Origin of the sequence: Actinomycetospora succinea, from assembly GCF_004363095.1 — a bacterium.
In the GTDB taxonomy this organism is placed as follows: Bacteria; Actinomycetota; Actinomycetes; order Mycobacteriales; family Pseudonocardiaceae; genus Actinomycetospora; species Actinomycetospora succinea.
In genome coordinates this window covers 31,082-54,806 of sequence record NZ_SNYO01000014.1, presented here as the reverse complement: position 1 = coordinate 54,806, position 23,725 = coordinate 31,082, and the positions used below count along the sequence as shown (strand labels likewise).

Here is a 23,725-nt window from a genome sequence, read left to right as displayed (position 1 = left end):
CTCCGGTGGTGTCAGGCCGCGTAGGGGTCGGCCACGCTGCGCCCGCCGCAGACGGGCAGCACCTGGCCGGTGACGTAGGAGGCGCCGGCCAGGTAGGCGACGGCGTCGGCGACGTCCTCGGGGCGCCCGGCCCGCCCGACGGGGATCGCGGCGAGCGTCCGCCGGCGGATCTCGGGCGGGAGCCCGTCGGTCATCGCGGTGTCGACGAAGCCGGGGGCGAGCGCGTTGACCGTGATCCCGTGGGGACCGAGCTCGAGCGCGAGGCTGCGGGTCGCCCCGACCAGCCCGCCCTTGGCCGTCGAGTACGCCGTGGACCCGAACGTCCCCAGCCAGGCACGGGACGCGAGGTTGACGACCGCGCCCCTGCCCCGCGCGGCCATCCCCGCCGCGGCGAGCCGCGTCAGCGCGAGCGGGCCGAGGAGGTTGACGTCCTGCAGGCGGCGGAACAGGCCCGGGTCGAGCTTCGCCAGCCGCGCGTCGCGCAGCACCCCGGCGCAGTTGACCAGGACGTCGATCCCGCCGAGGTCCTCGCAGGCGGCGACGGCGGCGCGGCGCGAGCCCGGGTCGGCGACGTCGAGGACGACGCCGTGGGCCCCGGCCGTCTCCTCGGCCGTGGCGCGGACGGCGTCTGCCTCCAGGTCGCCCACGACGACGGTGTGGCCCGCGACGGCCATCCGCGCGGCGATCGCGCGGCCGATGCCGCCCGCGCCGCCGGTCACGAGCGCGACGGGTGCTCCGGTGCTGCTCACGGTCGCAGCCTCCCCAGTCCGGCCCCGGCGGTCAGGGAGATCTCCTGCCCGGTGACGTCGGCGCCCGCGTCCCCGAGGAGGGCCTCGAGCTCCGCGGCGAGCGCCCGGACGGACGGCGCGTCCGCGTCGACGGCGAGGACGTTGACGGTCACGCGGTCGCGGGCCAGCTCGAGGGCGAGCGTGCGGGCCATCGAGAGCACGCCGTTCGTGACGGCCGAGGCCGCGGCCCCGCGGGTGGTCCCCAGCAGTGGGGCGTGCGGCAGGACGACCACGAGTCGCCCACCGCCGGCGAACGTCGCCGCGGCCTGCTGCACGTGGGCGAGCGTGGCGGCCAGGGCGTCGCCGACCTCGCGGTCGAGACGCCCGTCGTCCAGGTCGGTCAGGGGCGCCGGGTCCGGGACGGCCGGGACGACGCAGAAGGCGCGGGCTAGCCCCGGGGTGATGCTGTCGAGGGCCGCGCGGACGGCGGGGACGAGCGAGCCCTCCCCCAGCACGCCGGCGACGAGGTCGCGGCGGTCGTCGAGCACGCCCGTCATCGCGTCATCACCACGGTGGTCACCGAGCCGCCGTCCGTGCCGTTGACGGTGCCGCCCTTGCAGTAGGCCAGCCCGACCTGCGCGCCCTCGACCTGCCGGCCGCCGGCGCTGCCACGCAGCTGCCAGGTCAGCTCGCAGACCTGGGCGGCGCCGGTCGCGCCCACCGGGTGGCCGCGGGACAGCAGACCGCCCGACGGGTTGACCGGGAGGCGGCCGCCGAGCGCGGTCTCGCCGGCCGCGGTCCACGCCGCCCCCTGGCCGCGCGGGACCAGGCCCAGCCCCTCCATCCGCACGATCTCGGCGATGGTGAAGCAGTCGTGCATCTCGACCAGGTCGAGGTCGGCCGGGTCGACCCCCGACAGCTCCCACGCCTGCTCCCCCGCCCGCCGCGACACGTCCTCGGCGTTCGGGTCGCCGAGGCCGGTCTGCACCGAGCCGCTGACGAGACCCACGCCGAGCACCCGGGGCGTCGGCCCGTCGATCCCGAGTCGGCGCAGGCCGGCGGGGCTGACGAGCAGCACCGCGGCGGCCCCGTCGGAGATCGGGCTGCAGTCGAGCAGCCCGAGCGGCTCCGCGATCGGGCGGGCGTTCAGGACCGTCGGGAGGTCGATGGGCTTCTGGTACTGCGCCCACGGGTTGTGCACCGAGTGGGCGTGGTTCTTCACCGCGACCGCCGCGATCTGCTCGCGGGTCGCGCCGTGGTCGGCCATGTAGCGCCGGGCGCTCATCGCGTGCCCGGCGGCCATGACGTAGCCGACGGCCGCGTCGAGGTCACCCGGGTCGGGACGGACACCGCCGGAGACGCGGTCGGTCATCTTCTCGACGCCGATCACCAGGGCGACGTCGTGCAGGCCGGCGGCCAGGGCCACCCACGCCTCGCGGACCGCGCTCGCACCGCTCGCACAGTAGTTCTCGTGGTTGGACACGGGTCGACCGTCGAGACCCAGCTGGGCGGCGACGCGCTGCCCGGCGACCGGCCCGCCGAACACGTGGCCGACGTAGAGGCCGTCGATGACGGAGAGGTCCGTCCCGGCGTCGTCGACCGCCGCGCGCGCGGCGCGGACGGCCATGTCCTCGAGGGTGACGTCCGCCGGGTAGCGCCCGAAACGGATCATGCCGACGCCGGCGACGTGGGCGGGGGCGAGGGTCACGCCGTCACCTCCGCCCCGGTGGCGCGGAAGCGGTAGCCGACCAGGACGGCACCGTCCTCGTCGCTGCCGAAGGGGCAGGTCTCGAGGGTCACCGGCATGTCCAGGACGACGTCCTCGGGGGCCACACCGACGACCGTCGCCATGAGGCGGACACCGTCGGCGGGCAGGTCGATCTGGGCCAGGACGTACGGCACCTCGATGCCCGCCGGCGCCTGCCGGACCACGGTGAACGAGCAGACGCGGCCCTCCACGCCCAGGGCGACGTGCTCGGGCTCGGCGCCCGAGCGGCACGCGGGGCAGAACGCGCGCGGCGGGAAGACGGTCGTCGCGCACCGCGGGCAGCGCGAGCCCCGCAGACGGGGCGGGTCGAGCGTGAGCAGGTCGGACCGGAACGGGCGGTCGACCGCGACGGGGATGGACATCGGTCCCTCCTGATTCAGACGCCCGCCGGACCAGCGAGCAGGACTGACAATAAATCCTTGATACAAGTTTGTCACCATGCGATGGTGGATCGGACTTCCGCTGCAGCGCTGTCCCGCGCTGAGCAGCTGCGAAGCGAGTCAGAGACTCCGATCTTGCCACGCTTGAGTCGTCGGTTTGTATCAAAGATACGCATCGCACCGAGGAGAACCCATGAAGACCCGCGCCGCCGTCCTGACCGGACCGCATACGCCGTTCGAGATCCTCGAGCTGGAGCTCGACGAGCCGGGCCCGCACGAAGTGCTGCTGAAGATGACCGCGTCGGGCCTGTGCCACTCCGACCTGCACATGGTCGACGGCGACAACGTCGTCCGGTTCCCGATCGTCGGCGGGCACGAGGCCGCCGGCGTCGTCGAGCAGGTCGGCTCGGCCGTCACCAAGGTCGCGCCCGGCGACCACGTGGTCTGCAGCTTCACCCCGGCCTGCGGCATCTGCCGCTACTGCTCCACCGGCCGCCAGAACCTGTGCAACATGGGCGCCACGATCCTCGAGGGCAGCATGCCCGACGGCACCTTCCGCATGCGCCACGACGAGCTCGGCGAGGTCGGCGCGTTCTGCATGCTCGGGTCGTTCTCCGAGTACGCGACGGTCTCGGACGCCTCGTGCGTGAAGGTCGACCCGTGGCTGCCCCTCGACTCGGCGGTCCTCGTGGGCTGCGGCGTCCCCACGGGCTGGGGTACCGCCGTCAACGCCGGTGGCGTCCGTCCCGGTGACACCACCGTCGTCTACGGCGTCGGCGGCGTCGGGATGAACGCGGTCCAGGGCGCCGTGCACGCCGGCGCCAAGTACGTCGTGGCCGTCGACCCCGTGGACTTCAAGCGGCGGACCGCCCTCGAGTTCGGGGCCACCCACGCCTTCGCCGACGCCGCCGAGGCGGCGGCCGCGGTGAAGGAGCTGACGTGGGGCGAGGGCGCCGACCAGGCGCTGTGCGTCGTCGGCGTGATGGACGAGCAGGTCGTCAGCGACGCGTTCGACGTGGTCGGCAAGGGCGGCACCGTCGTGATCACGGGGGTGGCGAACCCGGAGAAGCTGACGGTGCACCTGTCCGGCTCGGCGATGGTCTACAACCAGAAGACCGTCAAGGGCACGCTCTTCGGTTCCTCGAACCCCCAGTACGACATCGTCCGACTGCTGCGCCTCTACGACGCCGGCCGGCTCAAGCTCGACGAGCTCATCACGAGCCGCTACACGCTCGACCAGCTCAACGACGGCTACCAGGACCTCCGCGACGGCAAGATCATCCGCGGCATCCTCGACTTCACCAAGTAGACATCGTGAGCCTCTCCCCCAGCACCCGTCCCGACGACCTCGCCGGCAAGGTCGCCATCGTCACCGGCGCCGCCAGCGGGATCGGTCGCGCGACCGTCGAGCTGCTCGTCGAGCGCGGCGTCCGTGTCGTCGCCGAGGACCGGGACGACGCGGTCGAGGAACTGCGCGGCGAGAACGTCGCGCCTGTCGCCGACGTCACCGAGGAGGACAGCGCCCGCCGGGCGGTGGCCCTCGCCCGGGAGCGGTTCGGGCGGCTCGACGTCCTCGTCAACAACGCCGGCGTCATCATCGACAAGACGGTCGCCGACATGACGCTCGACCACGGCAGCAACACCCCGATCGGGCGCGCCGCCCAGCCCCGGGAGATCGCCGAGGTCATCGCCTTCCTCGCCTCCGACCGCGCCTCGTACCTCGTCGGGTCGGTGGCCATGACCGACGGCGGCACGAGCGTCGCCGCCGGCTGAGCCCGCCCCTTCTCGCTCGCCCACCGCGCCCTCAGCACATCCGGAGCACCTCCATGTCATCGACCGACTCCTCGACCGAGTCCTCGGCACAGCCATCGCGGCCCTCGACGCTGCCGCGATCCGTCGTCACCGCGACGGTCATCGGCAACTTCACCGAGTGGTTCGACTTCGCCATCTACGGCGCGGTCGCGACCGTGCTCGGACGCGTCTTCTTCCCGTCCACCGACCCCACGGCCTCCCTGCTGGCCTCCCTCGCGGTCTTCGGCGCCGCGTTCGTCTTCCGTCCCCTCGGCGGCGCCCTGCTCGGCTCCATCGGCGACCGGTACGGCCGGCGGGTCGCCCTGTCGGCCGCCGTCCTCGGTATCAGCGGGGCGACCACCGTCATCGCCCTGCTCCCCTCGTACGCGTCGATCGGACTGGCCGCCCCGGTCCTGCTCGTCCTCCTGCGCTGCATCCAGGGCCTCTCGGCCGGCGGCGAGTGGACGAGCGCGTCGGCCTTCCTCGTCGAGTACGCACCGGCCGCGCGACGGGGAGCCCGGGCCAGCCTCGTCTCCGCCTCCGGCGGCCTGGCCATCGTCGCGGGCACGCTCTCGGTGCTGGCGCTGGAGGCGCTGCTCGACCCGGCCCAGATGCAGGCCTGGGGCTGGCGGGTGCCGTTCCTGCTCGCGGCGCCGCTCGGACTCGTCGGGCTCTACCTGCGTCTACGGCTCGACGAGACCCCGGTCTACCGGGAGCTGCGCCGCAACGACGACGTCCTCGCCACGCCCCTGCGCGAGGCCCTCCGCAGCCAGCGCCGAACCCTGTGGATCGCCTTCGCCTGCGCCTCGGTGACCGGCGTCGGCTTCTACTACCTCGCCACCTACTTCGCGACCGCGATGTCCGTGGAGGGCTCCCGCACCACCGCTCTCGGCGTGGTATCGCTCGCCCTGCTCGTCTACGTGGTGCTGTGCCCGCTCGCCGGCCGGCTCTCCGACCGGATCGGACGCCGGCCCGTGTACGTCGGCGGCGCGCTCGCCCACGCGGTGCTCGCCGTCCCGGTCCTGTTCCTCGTCGGGTCGGGCTCGCCCGTGCTCGCGCTGGTCGGCATGTGCCTGTTCGCCGTCCCGCAGGCCGGACTCAACGTCATGTCGTCGATCGTCCTGGTCGAGCTGTTCCCCGCCCGGACCCGCTCGAGCGCCGCCGCGCTCGCCTACAGCCTGGGCGTCGGGCCGATCGCCGGCACCGCTCCCCTCGTCGCGGCGGCCCTCGCCGCCGCCACCGGCAGCCCGGTCGCGCCCGCGATCTACCTGGCCGCCATCGCGCTGGCGGTCGGCCTGGTCCTCCTGAAGGTCCTGCCGGAGACCGCGCACCGCTCGCTCGCCGCCACGACCGCCGACCTGGGGCCCGTGAACTCCTCCTCCCGATTGTCGTGATCGAACGGATGCGGTACACCGGTCGTGTGGCGAGTCCGATCGAGGGCGCGACCGACGGTCCGCTGCTCACGGTCGACGACGGCTCGGACCGCTCCTACCGAGTGGTCCTCGGCGCGAACGTCGTCGGTCGCGGCGACGACGCCGCCTTCGTGCTCACCGACGTCCTCGTGTCCCGCCGGCACTTCGTGATCGAGTGGGACGGTCGGCACGCCGTCCTGTACGACCGGTGGTCGACCAGCGGCACCTTCGTCAACGGCGTCCCCGTGCAGACCCGGCAACTCGCCGACGGCGACACCATCCGCGTCGGACACTCCGCGCTGCTCTTCCGCGCCCGCACCTAGCGGGGAGATGCTCGCTCCGGGGCGCGAGCGCGGCGGGGGTCGCTGTGCACGATCTGGCGCCTGCCGGTGCGCTCGGTGGCGGCCGGAGCCCGTCGGGCCCTCCTACAGTCGTCGCACGGGCCCGATCGGGGATCGGCTCGGTCGACCGAGGAGGTGGCGGATGAGCTCAGGGGCTCTCGAGGACTCCGTGCCGCCCCGCCCGGTCGCCGCGGCGGAGACCGACGACGGCGACCGGTTCGCCGCGCACCTCGCGCGGTCGCTCGCGCCGCTGCGGGTGCGGCCCCTCGGTGACGGGACCTTCCACAGCTCGGTGCGCAGCGCCGCGGCGGGTGAGGTCCAGGTCTCCGTGGTCAGCGGCAGTCCCTGCGTGCTGACCCGCGGCCCCGAGCTGATCGATCCCGGCGACCCCGCGTTCCTCGCCGTCGCCCTGCTCCGAGAGGGACGGGCCGGGGTCACCCAGGACGGCCGCCACTGCCTGCTCGGCCCCGGGGACCTGGTCAACCACGTCACCTCGCGGCCCTACGAGGTCACGTTCTGGGAGCCGTACGAGGCCGTCGTCGTCACCGTCCCGGTCGCCGCGCTCGGCTCGCACGCGGATGCGTTGTCCGGGCGGACGGCCGTCGCCGTCGGTACCGACTGCGGCCCCCGCGACGTCGTGGGCGTGCTCTTCGAGGGCCTCGCCGCCAAGGTCGACGCCTGCACCCTCGGTGCGGCAAGCCGGAGCAAGGAGTACCTCGCCGACGCGATCGTCTCGCTCGTCATCGCCGAGCTGGTCGACATCGCCCCGCAGAGCGCGGGCGACGACCTCGCCGACAGGGTGCTGGCCCACTGCCTGGCGTCCCTGTCCGACCCGGGCCTCACCGTCGAGTCGGTGGCGCGGGCCCACGGGGTGTCCGTGCGCTACCTGCACAAGGTGCTCGCGCCGACCGGCAGCACCCTGTCGGCCTGGATCCGGCGGCAACGCCTGGAGCGGGTGTGCCGCGACCTCGTCGACGAGTCGCTGCACGGCCGCACCGCGGCGGCGATCGCCGCCCGGTGGGGCGTCACCGACACCGAGCACCTGAGCCGGGCCCTGAAGGCCGAGTTCGGCATGACGGCGGGCGAGATCCGCCGCTCGGGCCGGTGGGAGCGCGGCGGTCCACGACCGCTGCACGCCTAGACCCCACCGATACCCCACCCCACGGCCGCCCGACGGCGGCTCGTTCGACGACGCACGTCCAGGGAGAGAACCATGACCGCGACCGACCAGAAGGTCGTCATCGTCACCGGCGCATCACGGGGCATCGGCGCCGGTGTCGTCGAGGGCTACCGCAAGCTCGGCCACGCCGTCGTCGCCACGTCGCGCTCCGTCGCGCCAACGGACGACCCGCAGGTGCACATCGTCCCCGGGGACCTGACCGACCCCCGGACCGCCGAGCGGGTGGTCGACGCGGCGCTGGAGCGGTTCGGGCGCATCGACACGCTGGTCAACAACGCGGGCTCGTTCCTCGCCAAGCCCTTCACCGCCTACACCGACGAGGACTTCGCCGCGATGGTCGGCCTCAACCTCGCCGGCTTCTTCGCCATCACCCGGCGCGCGGTCGCGACGATGCTCGAGCAGGGCGGCGGCCACGTCGTCACCCTCACCACCTCGCTCGTGGACCACCCGATGCGCGCGGTCCCCTCGGTGCTCGCCTCGCTCACCAAGGGCGGGCTCGACGCGGCGACCCGGTCGCTGGCCATCGAGTACGCCGGCTCGGGCGTGCGGGTCAACGCGGTGTCGCCCGGGATCATCAAGACCCCCATGCACCCCGTCGAGGCGCACGACGCCTACGCCGCGCTCCACCCGCTGGGCCGCATGGGCGAGATCGACGAGATCGTCCACGCCGTCCTCTACCTCGAGTCCGCGACCTTCGTGACCGGCGAGACGCTGCACGTCGACGGCGGCCAGAGCGCGGGTCACTGACGTGACCGCGACGACCACCCCTCGGAGCGAGCACGCGGCCGTGCGCGCCCGGGCCCGCGAGTTCGCCGGCGACGTCCTCGCCCACGTCCGTGACGTCACCGACCCCCTGCCCACCGCGACCGAGCGCTACCGGGCCACCCGACCCTTCTACCGGCAGATGGTCGAGGCCGGCTTCCTGCGCCGCCTCGTCCCCCAGGCACTCGGCGGCGACGGGACGGGCGCCTCGACGACCGCGGTGCTGGCCGAGGAACTGGTCGCCGGCGACCCGAGCGTCGCCCTGCACCTCTTCTCGACCGGCCTGGGGCTCACCCCGCTGCTGCGGGCAGGCTCACCGGCCCAGCACGAGCGGTTCCTCGGACCGTTCCTGGCGACGACCGGGACCCCCATCGCCTCCCTCGCCCTCTCCGAGCCCGGCGGCACCGCCAACCTCGACCAGCCCGACCCCGGAACCGGCCCGGACGTAGGCCTCCGGACCACGGCCCGTCACGACGACGGGCAGTGGACGATCCTGGGCGAGAAGCAGTGGGTGTCGCACGCGACGGGCTGGGACGGCCACGGGCCCGACCTCATGACCGTCGTGTGCCGCGCCGGGGGCGACCCCGACCCGCAGCGCTCGACGGCGGCGTTCCTCGTCCCGGGCCCGATCGAGGGACTGACGATCACCGAGCTCCTCGATCCGGTCGGCCACCGGGCGCACCTCCTGCCCCGCTTCACCCTGACCGACGTCCGCGTCCCGGACGCCGACCTGATCGGCGAGGTCGGCGACGGGCTCGGCATCGTCGCCGCGTCCTTCGGCGGCGCCCTCATCGGGGCCTGCGCCACGGGCGTCATGCGTGCCGCGTTCGACGTCGCCCTGCAGTTCGCGCGCACCGACCGGCGGGGCGGGCTCGTCCCGGTCGTGGCGCACCAGGGCGTCGGGTTCGCCCTCGCCGACGTCAAGACCCGCATCCAGGCCGTCCGCGGCCTGACCCGGGCGGCGTGTGCCGCGGTGGACAACGGCTCACCGGCCGCCGAGGAGCTGTCCGTCCACGCGAAGATCTTCGGCTCCGAAGCCGCGGTCCAGACCCTGGTCGAGCTCATGCGGGTCATCGGCGTGGAGTCCTACGGCCACCACCTGCCCCTCGCCGGCCTCCTCCAGGACGCCCTCGCCTACCCCCTGTTCAGCGGCGGCAACAACGGCTTCCGGCGCCGCCGCCTCCACACCCTGCTCGCCAACCCCTCCTACGACCCCTGGGTCACCGTCGACAGCTGACGCCGACCGCCACTTCGTGAAAGGGACGACCACCCCATGGCCACGCCCATCAGCCTTGACCTCACCGCCGACGACCGCCTCGCCATCGAGGCCGCGCTCGCCGACTTCGCCGCGGGCATCGACGAGAACGACCCGATGATCCTCGGCCCGGTCTTCACCGCCGACGCCACCCTCGACTTCGGACCCGCGGCCCGCGCCATGGGCATCGACTTCCCCGTCCTCGAGGGCCGCCAGGGCATCCTCGACGGCGTCGCGGCCAGCGTCGGACCGATGGACACACTGCACCTCGCCACCAACGTCCGAGTCCTGCACGCCGAGGGTGACGGGCTCCGCGTCACGGCCTCCGTCAACGCCATCCACCACCCGCGCGGCGTCCGTGACCGCCACTGCACCATGCACAACCGCTACGACATGACCTTCGTCCGATCCGACGCGGCCTGGCGCATGTCGCGACTCGTGATCGAGAACAGGTTCTGGTCGGGCGATCCGCAGGTCATGCTCGGCGCGTGACCGGACCGCCCGTCATGCCCGGCGTTCCGCGACCGGCGTGAGTGCGGACGGAGGGACCGGTCCCCGCCCCGCGCCGAGGGTCGGGCACATCGTCGCGCCCTCGCCGCTCACGGTCACCGTGAGCCCGTCGAGGCCGGTGATCCTCAGGTCGATGCGGTCGCCGTCGTGGACCTCGCCGACCCCTTCGGGCGTCCCGGTGGACACCACGTCGCCGGGGTGCAGCGTCATGACGCTCGACACGTAGGCGAGCAGGCGCGGGAGACCCCAGATCAGGTCGCGCAGGTCGGCGCGCTGCCGCAGGGTGCCGTTGACCCGCAGGTGCAGCTCGAGCTCGTCGATCGGGGGCACCTCGTCGGGCGTCACCACCGTCGGGCCGAGCGGGGTGAAGGTGTCGAACGACTTGCGCAGGGAGCGGTCCTCGCCGCCGCGCATCGTCATGTCGAGCAGACCGGTGTAGCCGAACACGACGTCGAGCGCCTCGCTCTCGGCGACGTGGCGGGCCGTCCGCCCGATCACCGCGGCGAGCTCGCCCTCCTGGTCGACCCGACGGTCGACGTAGGGCAGGCGGATCACCCCGCGGTCGGCGGCGAGCGAGCTCGGGGCCTTGAGGAAGACGCCGAGCGCGTCGATCGTGCTCGCCGAGCTCATCTCGGTCTGGTGGGCGCGGTAGTTGACCGGCGCGGCGACGATCTTCGTGGGGTCGGGGACGACCGGCAGCACCTCGACGGTCGCCGGGTCGATCTCCGGGGCCCCGGCGAACGCCCGCCGGTCGGGGACGCTCGCGATCAGGCGCCGCATCGGGCTGCCGGGACCGTCGGGCAGGAGGTCGGTGACGTCCCGGAGCGCTCCGTCCTCCGCGACGCCGACCCGGGTGCGCCCGTCACGGTCGCGGAAGGACGAGTAGCGCATCAGCGGGCTCCCAGTCGGGTCGGGGGCGGGGCCGGGACACCGGCCAGGGCGGGAGCGGCCGCGTCCGCGGGAAGGGGCGCGTAGAGCCAGTCGAACTCGCGGAAGTCGTCGGCCGCGCGGTCGCCGAGCACGCGACGGCGCAGGGCCAGGACCAGCGGGTCCTCGGTGTGCCAGAGCTCCCCCCAGGGACGGGCGCTGGTCTGGCACCGCGTCGTCCGCGCCCACCGGGCCCCCTCGAACTCGCGGTACGCCCGGTCGACATCGGTCGTGTGGCACGCGAACCGATACCCGAGCTCGACGGCGTCCTCGAGCGCCTGGCACGCGCCCTGCCCGAGGTACTGCAGCATCGGGTGCGCGGCGTCGCCGGTGAGCACCAGCGGGCCGCTGATCCAGGTGCTCGCCGGCTCGCGGTCGTACATCGGCCAGTGGCGGTCCCGCCCGATGCTGGCCACCGCGTCGCGCACCGGCCGGCACGCCCGGGCGAAGGCGTCATCGAGCTCCTCGGGCCACGCCCAGTCGCCGGGCGCGGTGTGTCCCGCGTGGAAGCGGGGGCTGCGGAACACCGCGACCTGGTTGTAGAGCTCGCCGCCGCGCACCGGGTACTGGATGAGGTGCGTGCCGGGGCCGATCCACAGGACGACCTCGTCGGGCGCGATCGCGTGGGCGGCGTCGCGCCGCGGGATCGTGCCGCGGTAGGCGGCGTACCCGGCGCAGACGGGCACGTCGTCGACGACCGCGGCGCGCAGCGTCGAGTGCAGCCCGTCGGCGCCGACGAGCGCGGGGGTCTCGTAGACGGTGCCGTCGGCGCAGCGCACGCGGGCGAGCCCGGGGTGCAGGCCCACGTCGACCACGGTCCGGCCGTTCTCCAGGGTGACGAGGGGGTGCCGGCGGCAGTGGTCGACGAGCGTCTCGAGCAGGTCCGAGCGGTGCAGGACCAGGTAGGGGTAGCCGTAGCGCTCGACGAACGCCAGCCCGAGGTCGAGGGTCGTGATCGGCCGGCCGGTGAGGGCGTCCATCAACTGCGCCCGCGGGGGCCGGACCGCTCGCGGCAGGACGTCGTCGAGCACCCCGAGCGCGTCGAGGGCCCGGCTCGCGTTCGGCCCGAACTGCAGGCCGGCCCCGATCTCGGTGAAGCCCGCGTTCCGCTCGATCAGGTGCACGGCCTGACCGTGACGGGCCAGCGACAGCGCCGTCGCGAGCCCGCCGATCCCGCCGCCGACGACGAGGGCCGGGACCTGTCGCGACCGGGTCATCCGCACGTCTCGGCGCGCAGCAGCCCGAGTGCCTCGAGCACCGGCGCGTCGCTGGTGCTGAACAGGTCGATCTCGGCCTCGGCGTGCACCGACCACGGCGTCCACGACGGCACCGCGAGCAGGTCGCCCGGTTCGACCTCGAAGCGCTCCGCGCCGATCCGGATCTCGCCGTGTCCGTGCAGCACGCAGAGCACGCGCCCGCCGGTCTGACGGGCCGGGGTGGTCGCGACGCCCGCCAGGACGCGCGCGATCTCGCAGCGCATGGTCGGCATGACGTCGCCGCCCGAGACCGGATCGGTGTAGCGCAGGACGGCGTCGCCCTCCCCCGTGGCCTCCAGCAGCCCCGCCAGCGCGCGGTCGGTTTCCGCCCAGCGATAGGCGAGCAGCGGGGACCGGCCCACCGGCGGGGCCGCCCCGCTCGGGACCAGTCCGGGACCGCCGCCGTACCGGGCCTCCGAGTTCGAGAGCACCGCGGTGCGGGTGTCCGCCTCCTCGGTGGGGCCCTCCTCGAAGAAGATCGCATCGAGCGCCGCGACCACGGGCAGGTCGAGCACGTCCACCCAGATCATCGGCTCGTCGCGCGGGTTGTGGTGCTCGTGGAAGGTCCAGCTCGGCGTGAGGACCAGGTCGCCGGTGCCCATGTGCAGGGGATCGCCGTCGACGAGTGTCCAGACGCCCTCGCCCTCCACGACGAACCGCAGCGCGGCCGGGGTGTGGCGGTGGGCGGGCGCGACCTCGTGACCCCGCAGGTACTGGATCGCCGCCCACAACGTGCCGACCGCGTACGGGGCGCCGCCGAGTCCAGGGTTGGCGCAGGCGAGCACCCGGCGGTCGCCGCCGCGGTCGACGGGGACGAGCTCCCCGGCGCGCGTGCCGAGCTCGCGCAGGACCCGACCGGACCAGCGGTACGGGACGGCCTGGACGCGGGGCTCGGCGGTGAGCAGACCGGCGAGCTCCCAGAGCGGCTGCAGGCCCTGATCGGCGAACCGCCCGTACAGCTCGTCCAGCTCCGGGTCGGTGGCCTTGAAGCGCCGGGTCGCCATCGTCCTTCTCCGTTCACCGGAAATGCTACGTATACTGACTATCTGTTGCACGCTACGTTCGGGCACATCGGCGGTCAAGCCCGCACCGGTCCGCCGACTATCATCCGTACACGTTCGTCCTGCCGATCTGCGAGGAGGCGCCGTGTCCGAGGTCGTCGGTGACGTCGTGGCCGCCCATCGGGCCCTGGCCGCCGCGGGTCAGGCCGACCTGGTGTGGGGCCACGCCGCGGTGCGCGACCCCGCGAGGCGCGGCCTCTGGATGAAGGCCGCGGGCTGGGGCATGGAGGAGGTCACGCCCGAGCGGGTCGTGCTGCTGTCCGACGACGGGGAGGTCCTGGCCGGCGACGGACCACGGCACATCGAGTTCCACATCCACGCCGCCCTGCTCCGCGCGCGTCCCGACGCGTCGGCGACCGTCCACACGCACGCCGAGTCCGCGGCGGCGTTCGCGGCGCTCGACGTGCCGCTGCGTCCCCTGTCCCACGACGCGGTCCCGTTCGCCGACCCCGACGTCGTGCGGTTCCGCCGCACGAGCGACCTGATCGCGACGGCCGCGCTGGGCGACGCGCTCGCCGTGGCGGTCGGTACGGCCGCGGGGTGCCTCGTCCCGGGCCACGGGCTGGTCACCGTCGGGGCCGACGTGGCGAGCGCGGTGATGTTCGCGGCCCTGCTCGAACGCGCGTGCCGGATCCAGCTCGCCGCCGCCGGGGGCGGCGGCCCGGCGATCTGGACGCCGGACGCCGAGGTCCGCGTCAAGCGCGAGAGCGTCTGGAACACCCGGCAGCTCGACGCCGGTTTCCGCTACCTGGTGCGGCGGGCGGACGCGCTCTACGGACCCGCCGGGTCGGGACCGTCGACGTCCTCGGCGTAGGCCAGCAGCCGGAGCCGGTCGAGGAACAGACCGCGGTCCCGCTCGTCCGGCAGCGGGGCGAGCATCCTGACCTGCACGCGCTCGACCGCGGCGGTGATCTGGGCGACCTCGCCGCGGGCGTCGTCGGTGAGGGTCAGCAGGCGTCGGCGGGCGTCGGCGACGTCCCGCGTCCGTGCGACCCAGCCGCGGCGGGCGAGCCGGGCGACGATGTCGGCCATGCTCGACCGGTCGACGGACGCGAGCTCGGCGCCGGTGCCCTGGTCGACGCCCTCGGCGTGCGACCAGAGCGCGCTGAGGACCGCGTACTGCGGCGCCGTCATCACGCGGCCGACCTCCTCGTTCCAGGCCACCGTGTGCACCTGCTGGGCGCGCCGGATGAGGTGGCCGGGCGAGTTCGCCAGGACCAGGATCGAGTCGTCGACGTGGCCGGGCACCGGGGGCTCCCCGGCGTATGCCACCAGCCGGAGGGCGTCCACGAACGCCTCCCGCGTCCCGGCCGGCAGGGGCGCGAGGACGCTCGCCTGGACCGCGGCGACCCGGCGGGTGACGTCGGGGATCGCGGTGCGGGCCAGCGCCGTCAGGCTCAGCGTCTTGCGCCGCGCGTCGGCGGGGTCCTTGCGGAACCGCAGCCAGCCCTGACCCTCGAGGCGGGCCACGACGTCGGCGGTGCTCGACTTGTCCAGCGAGGCGCGCTCGCCGACCGCCCGCTGGTCGAGCGTGCTGTCGGCGCCGATCGCGCAGATCACGGCGTACTGCGGGCCGGTGAGGTCGCCCCCGAACTCGCGCGACCAGAGCAGCGTGTGCCGCTGCTGCGCGCGACGGACGAGGTGCCCGGGCGCCTCCCGGAGCTCGACCATCGAGGCCTGCGCGTGGGGTCGTCCCCGCTCTGGCATCACGTCCGTCACCGGGCGAGCCCTCCCTTCCCCCTCTGCGGAGATCGTACTCGGCCCGGTCGACCGTGTACGGATCGCAGGCGAGAGCCCGCCGAGGCGACGGAAGCTGCACATCAGGTCGTTGACAGGCATGTAGAGCGCTCGTAGCTTCCTCAATACTCCGTATACGTTGTATTTCCTTCCCTGCCGTCGAGGAGGACGCCGTGACCGTGGGAACCCGCCCGGAGACGCGCCGCGCCGACCAGCTGCGCGAGGCCCGCCACCCCGTCTACGTCGACCGGACGCTCCGGCTCGGGACCTTCTCGACCAACCTGTCCGGCGGCTGCGCGATCTCGACCATCGACGGCGTGCTCGAGGCCGACTGGGGCCAGACGACCGCGCTCGCCGCGATGGGCGACGCGATGGAGTTCGAGGCGCTCGTGCCCGTGGGCCGCTGGCGCGGCTTCGGCGGCCCCACCAACTTCAACGGCGCCGGGTTCGAGTGCTTCACCTGGGCGGCCGGGATCGCGAGCGCCACCGAGCGTGCGGGGCTCTTCGTGACCTCGCACGTCCCGACCATCCACCCCGTCATGGCCGCGAAGCAGGCCGCCACGATCGACCACATCTCCGGCGGGCGGCTCGCGCTCAACGTCGTCACGGGCTGGCACGCACCGGAGATCGAGATGTTCGGCGCGGAGCTCCTCCCCCACGACGAGCGCTACGCGGTCGGCCAGGAGTGGGTCGACATCATCGTGCGACTCTGGACCGCCGAGGAGCCGTTCAGCTACGACGGGAAGTACTTCCGGGTCACCGAGGCCTCGATCGCGCCCCGGCCGCTGCAGGCGCCCCACCCCGTGCTGATGAACGCCGGCAGCTCCGGGGCGGGACGGCACTTCGGCGCCCGCAACTGCGACGTGCTCTTCGCGAGCTCCGACCTCGCGCAGCAGAGCCCGGAGGCGATGCGCGTGAAGGTCGACGACCTCAAGCGGCTCGCGCGCGAGGAGTACGGCCGCGAGGTGCAGGTCTGGACCAACGCGTACGTCGTGCAGGAGGACACCGAGGCCGAGGCCCGGCAGTTCCTCGACTACTACGTCAACCAACGGGGCGACTGGGAGGCGGTCGACAACCTCGTCACGGGCATGGGCATCAACTCGCAGTCGTTCGCCCCCGAGACGCTCGAGGCCATGAAGTTCCACTTCATCGCGGGCTGGGCCGGCTACCCCATCGTCGGGACGAAGGAGCAGATCACCGACACCCTCGTCGAGCTGAGCACGACCGGCGGACTCGACGGGATCGTGCTGTCGTGGCCCCGCTACCTCCAGGACATGGCCCGGTTCCAGGAGGAGACCCACCCGCTGCTCGTCCAGGCGGGCGTGCGGTGACTTCTCTGCAGGCCACCACGGCACTCGAGGCCAACGAACGGCGGGCCGGCGAGCTGCTCGACCGGGACTGGCGCCTCCTCATCGGCGGCGAGCTGGTGGGGACCGCACGGTCGTTCACCGTCACCAGCCCCTACAGCCGGCGCGCGATCGCCGAGGTCCCGGACGGGACGGCGGCCGACGCCACCGCCGGGGTCGACGCGGCCGGGCGCGCGTACCCCGGGTGGGCCGCGCTGCCGGCGACGGCGCGCGCCGACGTGGTGCGCGCCCTCGCGGACGCCGTCGCCGCACGCGCCCACGACCTGGCGCTGCTCGACGCCGTCGACGGCGGGGCGCCGATCTCCGTGATGGCGGGAGACGTGCGGATGGCCGTCACCGCGCTGCGCTGGTTCGCCGGGCTGGCGCTGGAGATGAAGGGCTCATCGGTGCCCGCCAGCACCGGCCTGCACTTCACCGAGCGAGCGCCCTACGGCGTGGTCGCCAAGATCATCCCCTTCAACCACCCGATCATGTTCGCGGCCAGCAAGATCGCCGCGCCGCTCGTCGCCGGCAACACCGTCGTGCTCAAGCCGGCCGAGGCCACCCCGCTCTCGGCGCTGCTGCTCGCCGAGATCTGTCGCGAGGTCCTGCCCGCGGGCGTGGTGAACGTCGTCGTCGGCGACGGCCCCGAGGTCCCGGACGCCCTGGTGCGTCATCCCGACGTCCACCGCATCGGCTTCACCGGCAGCGAGCGCACGGGCCGCGGCATCCAGCGCGCCGCCGCCGAGGTCGGCGTCAAGACCGTCACCCTCGAGCTCGGCGGGAAGAACGCGCTGATCGCGTTCCCCGACACCGATCCGGACGAGGTCGCGCGCGTCGCGGTGCAGGGCATGAACTTCACCTGGTCCGGCCAGTCGTGCGGCTCGACGTCGCGGCTCCTGCTGCACGAGTCGATCGCCGAGGACGTCGTCGGCCGGCTCCGCGGCCTGCTCGGCGAGCAGCACTACCGCTCACCCCTCGACCCCGCCGCCGACAAGGGCACGATGGTCAGCCAGCGACAGTTCGACCGCGTCGTCGGCTACCTCGACGACGCACGGCGCGACGGAGCGCAGGTCCTGGTCGGCGGTGGGCGCCCCGACGGCGTCGGCGACGCCCTGTTCATCGCGCCGACCGTGCTCGACGGCCTCCCGCCGACGCACCCGGTCGCCACCGAGGAGATCTTCGGACCGGTGCTGACCGTCCTGCGCTTCCGTGACGAGTCCGAGGCCGTCGCCATGGCCAACGGGGTGCGCTACGGGCTGACCGGGAGCGTCTTCACCGACGACGTCCGCCGGGCGCACCGCGTCGCCCGCGCCCTCGAGACCGGCTACGTCTGGATCAACACCGCGGGCCCGCACTACCTCGGCATGCCCTACGGCGGCTGGAAGAACTCGGGGGTCGGGCTCGAGGAGTCCTCCGACGAGCTACTCAGCTACACGCGGGTCAAGTCCGTGAACCTCGCCCTGTGACCAGGAAGGACGACGCCATGACTCCGGGTTCTGCGGGCCCCCTCGACGACCTGCGGGTCGACAACGTCGGGAGCCTCCTGCGCCCGCCGTCACTGATCGAGGCGTTCGCCCGGTTCCGCAGCGGCGGGCTCTCGCCGGAGGCGCTGCGCGACGCCCAGGACGACGCAGTACGCGAGGTCGTCCGCGCGCAGGAGAAGGTCGGCCTGCCCGTCGTGGTCGACGGCGAGTACCGGCGCTCCACCTTCATGGACAGCTTCGCGGAGGTCGACGGGTACCGGGAGCTGGGCGGGAACCTGTGGGCCGCCCACGCCGACCGCGTGCTCGACGCGGCCGCCGGCGACCGCGCCGAGGCCCCGTCCGCGTCGAGCGCGACCGTCGCCACCGAGCACCTGCGGCTGCGCGAGAGCGCCCCGCGGCGGGAGTTCGTGTTCGCGCAGGACTGCACCGACCGTCCGGTGAAGACGACGCTGCTCGGCCCCGACAGGATCTTCCAGACCTTCGACGCCGCGGGCTCGTCCGCAATCTACCCCGACCCGTGGGCGTTCCTCGACGACGTCGTCGCGGTGGAGCGCGACATCGTCGCCGGCCTGGTGGACGCCGGGTGCCGCTACGTCCACGTCGACGCGCCCGGCCTGACCGCCTACGTCGACCCGCCCTCGCTCGAGCGCTTCCGGCGGCGGGGACTGGACCCCGCCGAGCTGCTCACCCGCACGCTCGCGGCCGAGAACGCCGTCGTCCGGGACACACCGGGCACGACGTTCGGCATCCATCTCTGCCGCGGCAACGAGCAGGGCCACTGGCACCGCGAGGGCTCCTACGACGCCATCGCGGAGCAGGTCTTCGGCGAGCTGGTCCATCAGCGGCTCCTGCTGGAGTACGACACCGAACGGGCCGGGTCCTTCCGCGCGCTGCGGTTCGTGCGCCCGGGGACCACCGTCGTGCTCGGTGTCGTGAGCACCAAGTCCGCCCGTGTCGAGACCGTCGACGAGGTCATCGGCCGGATCGAGGACGCCGCGCGGTACGTCCCGCTCGACCGGATCGCGATCAGCCCGCAGTGCGGGTTCGCGTCCACCATCGAGGGCAACGACCTCACCGCGGACGAGCAGTGGCGCAAGTTCGACGTGCTGCTCCGCGCCGCCGAGACGGTCTGGGCCTGACGCGCCGTGCTCGACCGCGTGCCTCACCCCGGAGGCCCCACGCGGCGCGGCGTCGGAGCCCGACCTCTCTTGCGACCTCCGTGGTCCCCTCCCGGTCCCCGGCCCCTGACGCTGCCGCTACTGGGCACAGACGCCAAGCATGAGAAGGGCCCGCTGCCTGAACCGCTCCGACGTGTCCGGAGAGCTACGGGCTTGAGTGCACCGGCTCGGGGTGGGGCCGGTGGTGACGGTAGTGGGCGGCTTCGAGTTCGGCGGGTGGGATGTCGCCGCAGGTGCTGTGCAGTCGGCGGTGGTTGAACCAATCGACCCATTCGAGGGTGGCGATCTCGACCTGTTCGACGGTGCGCCACGGCGCTCGCGGCTTGATCAGCTCGGTCTTGAACAGCCCGATCGTCGACTCGGCCAGGGCGTTGTCGTAGGCGTCGCCGACCGAGCCGACCGAGGGTGCGGCGCCGGTGTCGGCGAGGCGTTCGGTGAACGCGATCGAGGTGTACTGCGAGCCGGCATCGGAGTGGTGCACGAGCTCGCCGAGCTCGTCGACGCCCTGCTGGGCGCGGGTCCGCACGGCCTGTTCGAGCGCGTCGAGCACTAGGCTGATGCGCATGGTGGTGGCGGCCCGCCATCCGAGGATGCGCCGCGAGTAGGGTCGATGACGAAGGCGACGTAGACCATGCCCGGCCAGGTCGCGACGTAGGTGAAGTCGGCGACCCAGAGCCGGTCGGGGGCGGGCGGGTTGAACTCCCGCCCGACCAGATCCCGGGCCCGCGGACCCTGACCACCGACGGTGGTGCGGATCCGCGACGTACCCCGGCCAGGCCCTGGGCGCGCATGAGCCGTTCCACCGCGCAGCGCGCGACCGGGACGCCTTCGCGGTTCAGTTGGGCCCAGACCTTGCGGGCGCCGTAGACGCCGTAGTTCTCGGCATGCACCCGGGCGACCTCGCCGGCCAGACGCTCATCGCGCTGGGCGGTGGCAGACGGCTCGGCCAGGGCGCGGCGGGCGTCGTAGTAGGTGGACGGGGCGATCGACACACCGAGCTCGGTGAGCACGGTGCAGATCGACTCGACGCCCCAACGCCGCCCAGCCGAGGTGTGGGCGGCGTGCTCGTCGATGAACCTCACGAGCGCCGATGTGGCCGGTCGATCTCGGCCGCGAAGAAAGCCGACGCCGCCTTGAGGATGTGCTTGGCCCGCCGCAGCTCAGCGTTCTCCCTGCGCAGTCGCTTGAGCTCCTCGGAGTCCTCGCTCGTGGTGCCCGTCCGGGTCCCGCCATCGATCTCGACTTGGCGCACCCAGAGCCGGACCGTCTCGGTCGACCCGATCCCGCGCTTCTCAGCGACCGCGCGCATCGCCTGCCACCGCGACTCGTAGTCCGCCTCGATCTCGCCGACCATCCGCACCGCTCGTTGCTTCAGCTCCGCGGGATACGGCGGCTGGGATCGACGTGACATGACCAGATCTTCCTCAGACGGTCTGAAATCCGGACACGCCGGGGCGGTTCAGACCGGCGGCTAAACCGTGGTCAGCGGACCCGTGAAGTGCGTCGGGACGACAGGAGTTGAACCTGCGACCCGTTGACCCCCACGACGGCGGGCAAGCGGTCACTGCAGCTCAGAGCGTGTGCAGGGGCGAACCCGCGGAATCAAATGCGCAGGAGCTGTGCCCCGTAGCGCGGCTCGTGTGGTCCCAAGTTGGTCCCAGTGCTCGCGCCGCCTCTGCTCGGGCCGCGGAGAGTCCGCCTCCGCTCAGCCGTCCCTCATGCATGAGATACGTCGTCTCCTCGACTTGCACCGCCGGCGTATGGCAGCAGAGAAGGCCGCTGCACACCGGCAGAACGCTTGAGCTTGGTGTTTAGTTTGCGCACCAGAACAGCTCTCCAGCTCAGCCATCAGCTTGAGGCTCCGAGTTCCTTTCGTTCAGGTCGACCACCCTTAGTACGTCCCCCGTCTGCACCCCCACCGCGCCCAGCGACCGCGAATCCTGCCGATTTCCGTGATCCTTTGCGGCCCACGTGCCCCCAATCTCCCAATAGATATGGCCTGTCTTCGTATCCTGCAACACCCATCTCTCACCATAAGTATGAGCGGGAAACCGGCTTAGATATCCGTCATCGTCAAGCAAGAACCAAACATCGTCAAGAAAGGAAGCCACGGTCGAGAGAGGTGTCACTAGGAACTCCTCGATCCGTGGCGCTCCGAGCGCACTGAAATCCACGTCGATGACCTTGCGCTTCATTGACGCCTGAACTCTTTCCCGACTCTCGCGCTCGATCTCCGTCCATGTGTCAGTGCTGATAGCCCCTTGGCTCAGCAGCGAGTCGGCAAGGCCTCCGACGGAGGCGAGAGCTGCATCAGTCGCAACCTCAACCACCTGTCGAGTCCGAGTATTAACGGCCTTTGCAAAGGCCATCGGTTCGACTGCATCTGGATAGTCCCGAGGGGCATAAAACACCATTGGGCGCGACCACAGAGTGTAGAAGAACGCACCGGCAACCAGGAGCGGGAACGACACCACGAAGAAGGCGAAGACGATTTGAACTAAGCCGAAGGTTAGCGCCGTGACAGTGCCCGCTACAACCTCGCACAGTCCGAGGAAGAGCGAGATGACCCAGAGCGGGTTACGAATTGGACCATCGTTCCCAGCCGCGGAACTGGCTGTGTTGCTCGATTCGTGAGCGGTCATCGTCCCCCCTCGGCACGGAAGAGAACTTGGCAGGAAGAGCGATCGACGTCAAGCCTGAGGCGATATCACGGTCGATGCAGACCACAGCTACCGGCCGTGACTCGAATCTCGCAGCACCCACCACCGAATAGGACACTCACGTCTATCCCGAGTTCACTGACTAGAGCGCGACAAGACCACAACATCGTCGCCCGTGTGTCCCATTCGTGCCTAGCCCAAGGTTCGGCTCAGAGATCCACGGCGAGCCCGCCATGGCGCGTGTTCGGGGTCTCTCCCTCGGCGGCGCGGGCTCTGCCCTGCCGGGCCGCTCGTGCGGGTGCAAGCGCCCCCGTCGTGCTGATCCGCCGGCTGGCCTGTCTGGTGGCGCTTGCGGCTGTGCGGGCGGTCTGGCAGCCCTCGGGCGCGTCGTCGTGGGTGAGGCCCCGCCCCGACCACCACCACTCCCCCGAGCTCGTCGCTGTCGGGGGCTCTCCTGAGGTCGGTGCCCTGGTCCAGGGCGGAGCGCCTGGCCGCCGGAGGCCGAGCCTCGTGCTGCTCCTGGTGCCATCGTGGTCCAGGTCGTCGCTGTCGTTGTCGTGGTGGCCTGGCCCGCCCGGGTTCGCCGCCCCGCCCCCGACGCAGTCATTGGGGGTGCGGGGAGGCGTGGCCCGGCAGGGCCGGGCCACGCTGGCGCGCCAGCGCCGGCTCTGACCGTGGGTGGTGCCCGGTGAGCGGGCGGGTTCTCGGTAAAGGGGCAATAGGTCTTCGCCAGGACCGTCGGCGCCGGGAAGGCACCCGCCCGCGACCCGCCGAGAAGATCGCAGCCGCCCGCGCCGGTCGGGATCAGCTCACCTTCGCCGGCGCGACCGCGGCCCGCATCGGCGAGGTGTCCGACTGCTGGGTGCACGACATCGACACGACCACGTGGACCTGGAACGTCCGCCGCCAGACCACGCCCTCCCCGGGCGGTCTCGTGGATAAGGCCACCAAGGGCAAGCGCGCTCGGCTCGTCCCGCTGATCGAAGAAGTTCGGCCCATGATCGCCGAGCTGGTCGCTCGCTCCTCGCTCACCGACGGCCGGCTGTTCGTGGGCCCGCGCAGCGGGCGAATCACTACGGCGATGCGGCGAGACGCGCGAGACGCGCGAGACGCGACGCACTGGGACGAGGTCGTCGAGTCGATCGGTCTGGGCTACCTCCGCCGCCATGATCTCCGGCACACCGGACTGACGTGAATGGCCGACGCCGGCGTGGTACACATCTTCCGCAAGATCGCCGGACACGGCTTGCTCTCGACCACGCAGCGGTACTTGCACCCAAATCACGACGCTGTCCTCGGGGACGGCGAGTTGCTGACGAACTACCTGCGGGGTGCCACGGCGGACCGACGCTCCGAGCGGTGTAGCGAGCCGCCCCCCCCTTCGACAGAAGAAGCGTGACGGTTATTGCGCAGGGAGATTGATCGGCGAGTGAACGTCTTCGACATCTACTACGTAATCCGATCCGACTTCGCGTGCGCGAATCACTGCGATGAAACTGTCAGCATCGGTGGCCCGTTTGAGTACCTGCCGAGCCAGGTGCTCGTTCACCAGCACCTGTGCTGCACCACCAGTTCCAAGACCGTGGCAGCCAGCCAAGAATGTAGCCAAACGGGCGGGGTCACTGGAATACAGGTTTCGCATTCGCACAATCAGGCCGTGATCTACTTCGACGTGCGACCCACTCTCGGAGTACTCGGTCTTGTAGGGCTTGCCCATGATCTCGAAGGACCGGGCAGTCCGATCTTCTCCGTGGGTCTTGACGTGAGGAGCCAATCTTTGAAGGAACTCAGTAGCCAGCTTGTTCGTATGGGTACCACCCAGAACCACTATATCGTTATTGGTTATTCCGGTGGCGTGCTCGATCCTTGTCTCACTGACAGACACCGAGGCTCCAATACTGACAAGGGTCGGCATGAGCTCGGCTAACACTCTCGCTTCACGAAAG

At 72.2% G+C, this 23,725-nt stretch carries 23 protein-coding genes and 1 pseudogene; 13 read left to right on the top strand and 11 right to left on the bottom strand.

From position 1 onward, the window contains the following. Positions 1 to 11: 11 nt before the first annotated feature. Genes EV188_RS29380 through EV188_RS29365 form a run of 4 tightly spaced genes read right to left on the bottom strand, consistent with a single transcriptional unit; the run spans position 12 to position 2,858 of the window. Positions 12 to 749 (bottom strand): SDR family NAD(P)-dependent oxidoreductase, encoded by a 738-nt coding sequence (locus tag EV188_RS29380; protein ID WP_133829891.1) that lies wholly within the window; start codon positions 747 to 749, stop codon positions 12 to 14. Next, a complete protein-coding gene (locus tag EV188_RS29375; protein WP_133829890.1) occupies positions 746 to 1,285 on the bottom strand; it encodes an SDR family oxidoreductase in 540 nt (179 codons plus the stop codon). Before EV188_RS29375 ends, EV188_RS29380 begins: the two co-directional genes overlap by 4 nt. Then, positions 1,282 to 2,436 (bottom strand): thiolase family protein, encoded by a 1,155-nt coding sequence (locus EV188_RS29370; protein WP_208114426.1) that lies wholly within the window; start codon positions 2,434 to 2,436, stop codon positions 1,282 to 1,284. Before EV188_RS29370 ends, EV188_RS29375 begins: the two co-directional genes overlap by 4 nt. Further along, positions 2,433 to 2,858: a Zn-ribbon domain-containing OB-fold protein gene (locus EV188_RS29365; protein WP_166660160.1), complete on the bottom strand. Its 426-nt coding sequence runs from the start codon at positions 2,856 to 2,858 to the stop codon at positions 2,433 to 2,435. Before EV188_RS29365 ends, EV188_RS29370 begins: the two co-directional genes overlap by 4 nt. 211 nt (positions 2,859 to 3,069) lie before the next feature. Between EV188_RS29365 and EV188_RS29360 the strand changes: the two genes are divergently transcribed. The 8 genes from EV188_RS29360 (at position 3,070) to EV188_RS29325 (ending at position 10,109) form a co-directional block, all read left to right on the top strand. Further along, on the top strand, positions 3,070 to 4,185 hold the full coding sequence (locus EV188_RS29360; RefSeq protein WP_133829888.1) for an NDMA-dependent alcohol dehydrogenase: 1,116 nt from the start codon (positions 3,070 to 3,072) through the stop codon (positions 4,183 to 4,185). Between the two features lie 5 nt (positions 4,186 to 4,190). Continuing rightward, positions 4,191 to 4,649, top strand: a complete 459-nt coding sequence (locus EV188_RS29355) for an SDR family NAD(P)-dependent oxidoreductase (protein ID WP_208114425.1) — start codon at positions 4,191 to 4,193, stop codon at positions 4,647 to 4,649. A 53-nt stretch (positions 4,650 to 4,702) separates the two neighbouring features. Beyond that, complete coding sequence (locus EV188_RS29350) at positions 4,703 to 6,061, top strand: MFS transporter (protein WP_133829887.1); 1,359 nt, start codon at positions 4,703 to 4,705, stop codon at positions 6,059 to 6,061. Between the two features lie 26 nt (positions 6,062 to 6,087). Then, positions 6,088 to 6,402, top strand: a complete 315-nt coding sequence (locus EV188_RS29345; RefSeq protein ID WP_341770810.1) for an FHA domain-containing protein — start codon at positions 6,088 to 6,090, stop codon at positions 6,400 to 6,402. 160 nt (positions 6,403 to 6,562) lie between these two features. Next, a complete protein-coding gene (locus EV188_RS29340) occupies positions 6,563 to 7,561 on the top strand; it encodes an AraC-like ligand-binding domain-containing protein (protein ID WP_166660159.1) in 999 nt (332 codons plus the stop codon). Positions 7,562 to 7,633: 72 nt separating this feature from the next. Beyond that, positions 7,634 to 8,347 carry an SDR family NAD(P)-dependent oxidoreductase gene (locus tag EV188_RS29335; protein ID WP_133829884.1) on the top strand — a complete coding sequence of 238 codons (714 nt, stop codon included), beginning with the start codon at positions 7,634 to 7,636 and terminating at the stop codon, positions 8,345 to 8,347. A 1-nt stretch (position 8,348) separates the two neighbouring features. Continuing rightward, positions 8,349 to 9,599 (top strand): acyl-CoA dehydrogenase family protein, encoded by a 1,251-nt coding sequence (locus EV188_RS29330; RefSeq protein ID WP_133829883.1) that lies wholly within the window; start codon positions 8,349 to 8,351, stop codon positions 9,597 to 9,599. A 36-nt stretch (positions 9,600 to 9,635) separates the two neighbouring features. Continuing rightward, positions 9,636 to 10,109, top strand: coding sequence for a nuclear transport factor 2 family protein (locus EV188_RS29325; RefSeq protein ID WP_133829882.1), 474 nt, complete (start codon positions 9,636 to 9,638; stop codon positions 10,107 to 10,109). Between the two features lie 12 nt (positions 10,110 to 10,121). Here EV188_RS29325 and EV188_RS29320 read toward each other — a convergent pair whose 3' ends face one another. Genes EV188_RS29320 through EV188_RS29310 form a run of 3 tightly spaced genes read right to left on the bottom strand, consistent with a single transcriptional unit; the run spans position 10,122 to position 13,314 of the window. Further along, positions 10,122 to 11,018 (bottom strand): fumarylacetoacetate hydrolase family protein, encoded by an 897-nt coding sequence (locus EV188_RS29320; RefSeq protein ID WP_133829881.1) that lies wholly within the window; start codon positions 11,016 to 11,018, stop codon positions 10,122 to 10,124. After that, entirely contained in the window at positions 11,018 to 12,271 is a 1,254-nt protein-coding gene (locus EV188_RS29315; RefSeq protein WP_133829880.1) for an FAD-dependent monooxygenase, read from the bottom strand. Before EV188_RS29315 ends, EV188_RS29320 begins: the two co-directional genes overlap by 1 nt. Next, positions 12,268 to 13,314, bottom strand: coding sequence for a cupin domain-containing protein (locus tag EV188_RS29310; protein ID WP_133829879.1), 1,047 nt, complete (start codon positions 13,312 to 13,314; stop codon positions 12,268 to 12,270). The genes EV188_RS29315 and EV188_RS29310 overlap by 4 nt, the downstream gene beginning before the upstream one ends. A gap of 142 nt (positions 13,315 to 13,456) precedes the next feature. Here EV188_RS29310 and EV188_RS29305 point away from each other — a divergent pair, with 142 nt between their 5' ends. Continuing rightward, positions 13,457 to 14,185, top strand: coding sequence for a class II aldolase/adducin family protein (locus EV188_RS29305; RefSeq protein WP_243742090.1), 729 nt, complete (start codon positions 13,457 to 13,459; stop codon positions 14,183 to 14,185). Here EV188_RS29305 and EV188_RS29300 read toward each other — a convergent pair. Continuing rightward, positions 14,143 to 15,042, bottom strand: a complete 900-nt coding sequence (locus tag EV188_RS29300) for a MarR family winged helix-turn-helix transcriptional regulator (protein WP_166660158.1) — start codon at positions 15,040 to 15,042, stop codon at positions 14,143 to 14,145. The genes EV188_RS29305 and EV188_RS29300 overlap by 43 nt on opposite strands. Before the next feature lie 239 nt (positions 15,043 to 15,281). Here EV188_RS29300 and EV188_RS29295 point away from each other — a divergent pair, with 239 nt between their 5' ends. The 3 genes from EV188_RS29295 to EV188_RS29285 are packed head-to-tail and all read left to right on the top strand — an operon-like array spanning position 15,282 to position 19,080. Beyond that, complete coding sequence (locus EV188_RS29295) at positions 15,282 to 16,439, top strand: LLM class flavin-dependent oxidoreductase (RefSeq protein WP_166660157.1); 1,158 nt, start codon at positions 15,282 to 15,284, stop codon at positions 16,437 to 16,439. Further along, on the top strand, positions 16,436 to 17,923 hold the full coding sequence (locus EV188_RS29290) for an aldehyde dehydrogenase family protein (protein ID WP_243742089.1): 1,488 nt from the start codon (positions 16,436 to 16,438) through the stop codon (positions 17,921 to 17,923). The genes EV188_RS29295 and EV188_RS29290 overlap by 4 nt, the downstream gene beginning before the upstream one ends. Before the next feature lie 17 nt (positions 17,924 to 17,940). Beyond that, positions 17,941 to 19,080 (top strand): cobalamin-independent methionine synthase II family protein, encoded by a 1,140-nt coding sequence (locus EV188_RS29285; RefSeq protein ID WP_133829875.1) that lies wholly within the window; start codon positions 17,941 to 17,943, stop codon positions 19,078 to 19,080. Positions 19,081 to 19,264: 184 nt separating this feature from the next. Here the strand turns inward: EV188_RS29285 and EV188_RS29280 are convergent. Next, positions 19,265 to 20,530: pseudogene (locus tag EV188_RS29280) on the bottom strand (IS3 family transposase). Positions 20,531 to 20,960: 430 nt separating this feature from the next. Then, positions 20,961 to 21,761 carry a hypothetical protein gene (locus EV188_RS29275; protein ID WP_133829874.1) on the bottom strand — a complete coding sequence of 267 codons (801 nt, stop codon included), beginning with the start codon at positions 21,759 to 21,761 and terminating at the stop codon, positions 20,961 to 20,963. A gap of 706 nt (positions 21,762 to 22,467) precedes the next feature. On the opposite strand from EV188_RS29275, the gene EV188_RS32845 reads away from it, so the two are divergent. Then, on the top strand, positions 22,468 to 22,974 hold the full coding sequence (locus EV188_RS32845) for a tyrosine-type recombinase/integrase (RefSeq protein ID WP_243742088.1): 507 nt from the start codon (positions 22,468 to 22,470) through the stop codon (positions 22,972 to 22,974). A gap of 207 nt (positions 22,975 to 23,181) precedes the next feature. On the opposite strand, the gene EV188_RS29265 is transcribed toward EV188_RS32845, so the two are convergent. Continuing rightward, positions 23,182 to 23,664: a hypothetical protein gene (locus EV188_RS29265; RefSeq protein ID WP_133829873.1), complete on the bottom strand. Its 483-nt coding sequence runs from the start codon at positions 23,662 to 23,664 to the stop codon at positions 23,182 to 23,184. Between the last annotated feature and the right edge of the window lie 61 nt (positions 23,665 to 23,725).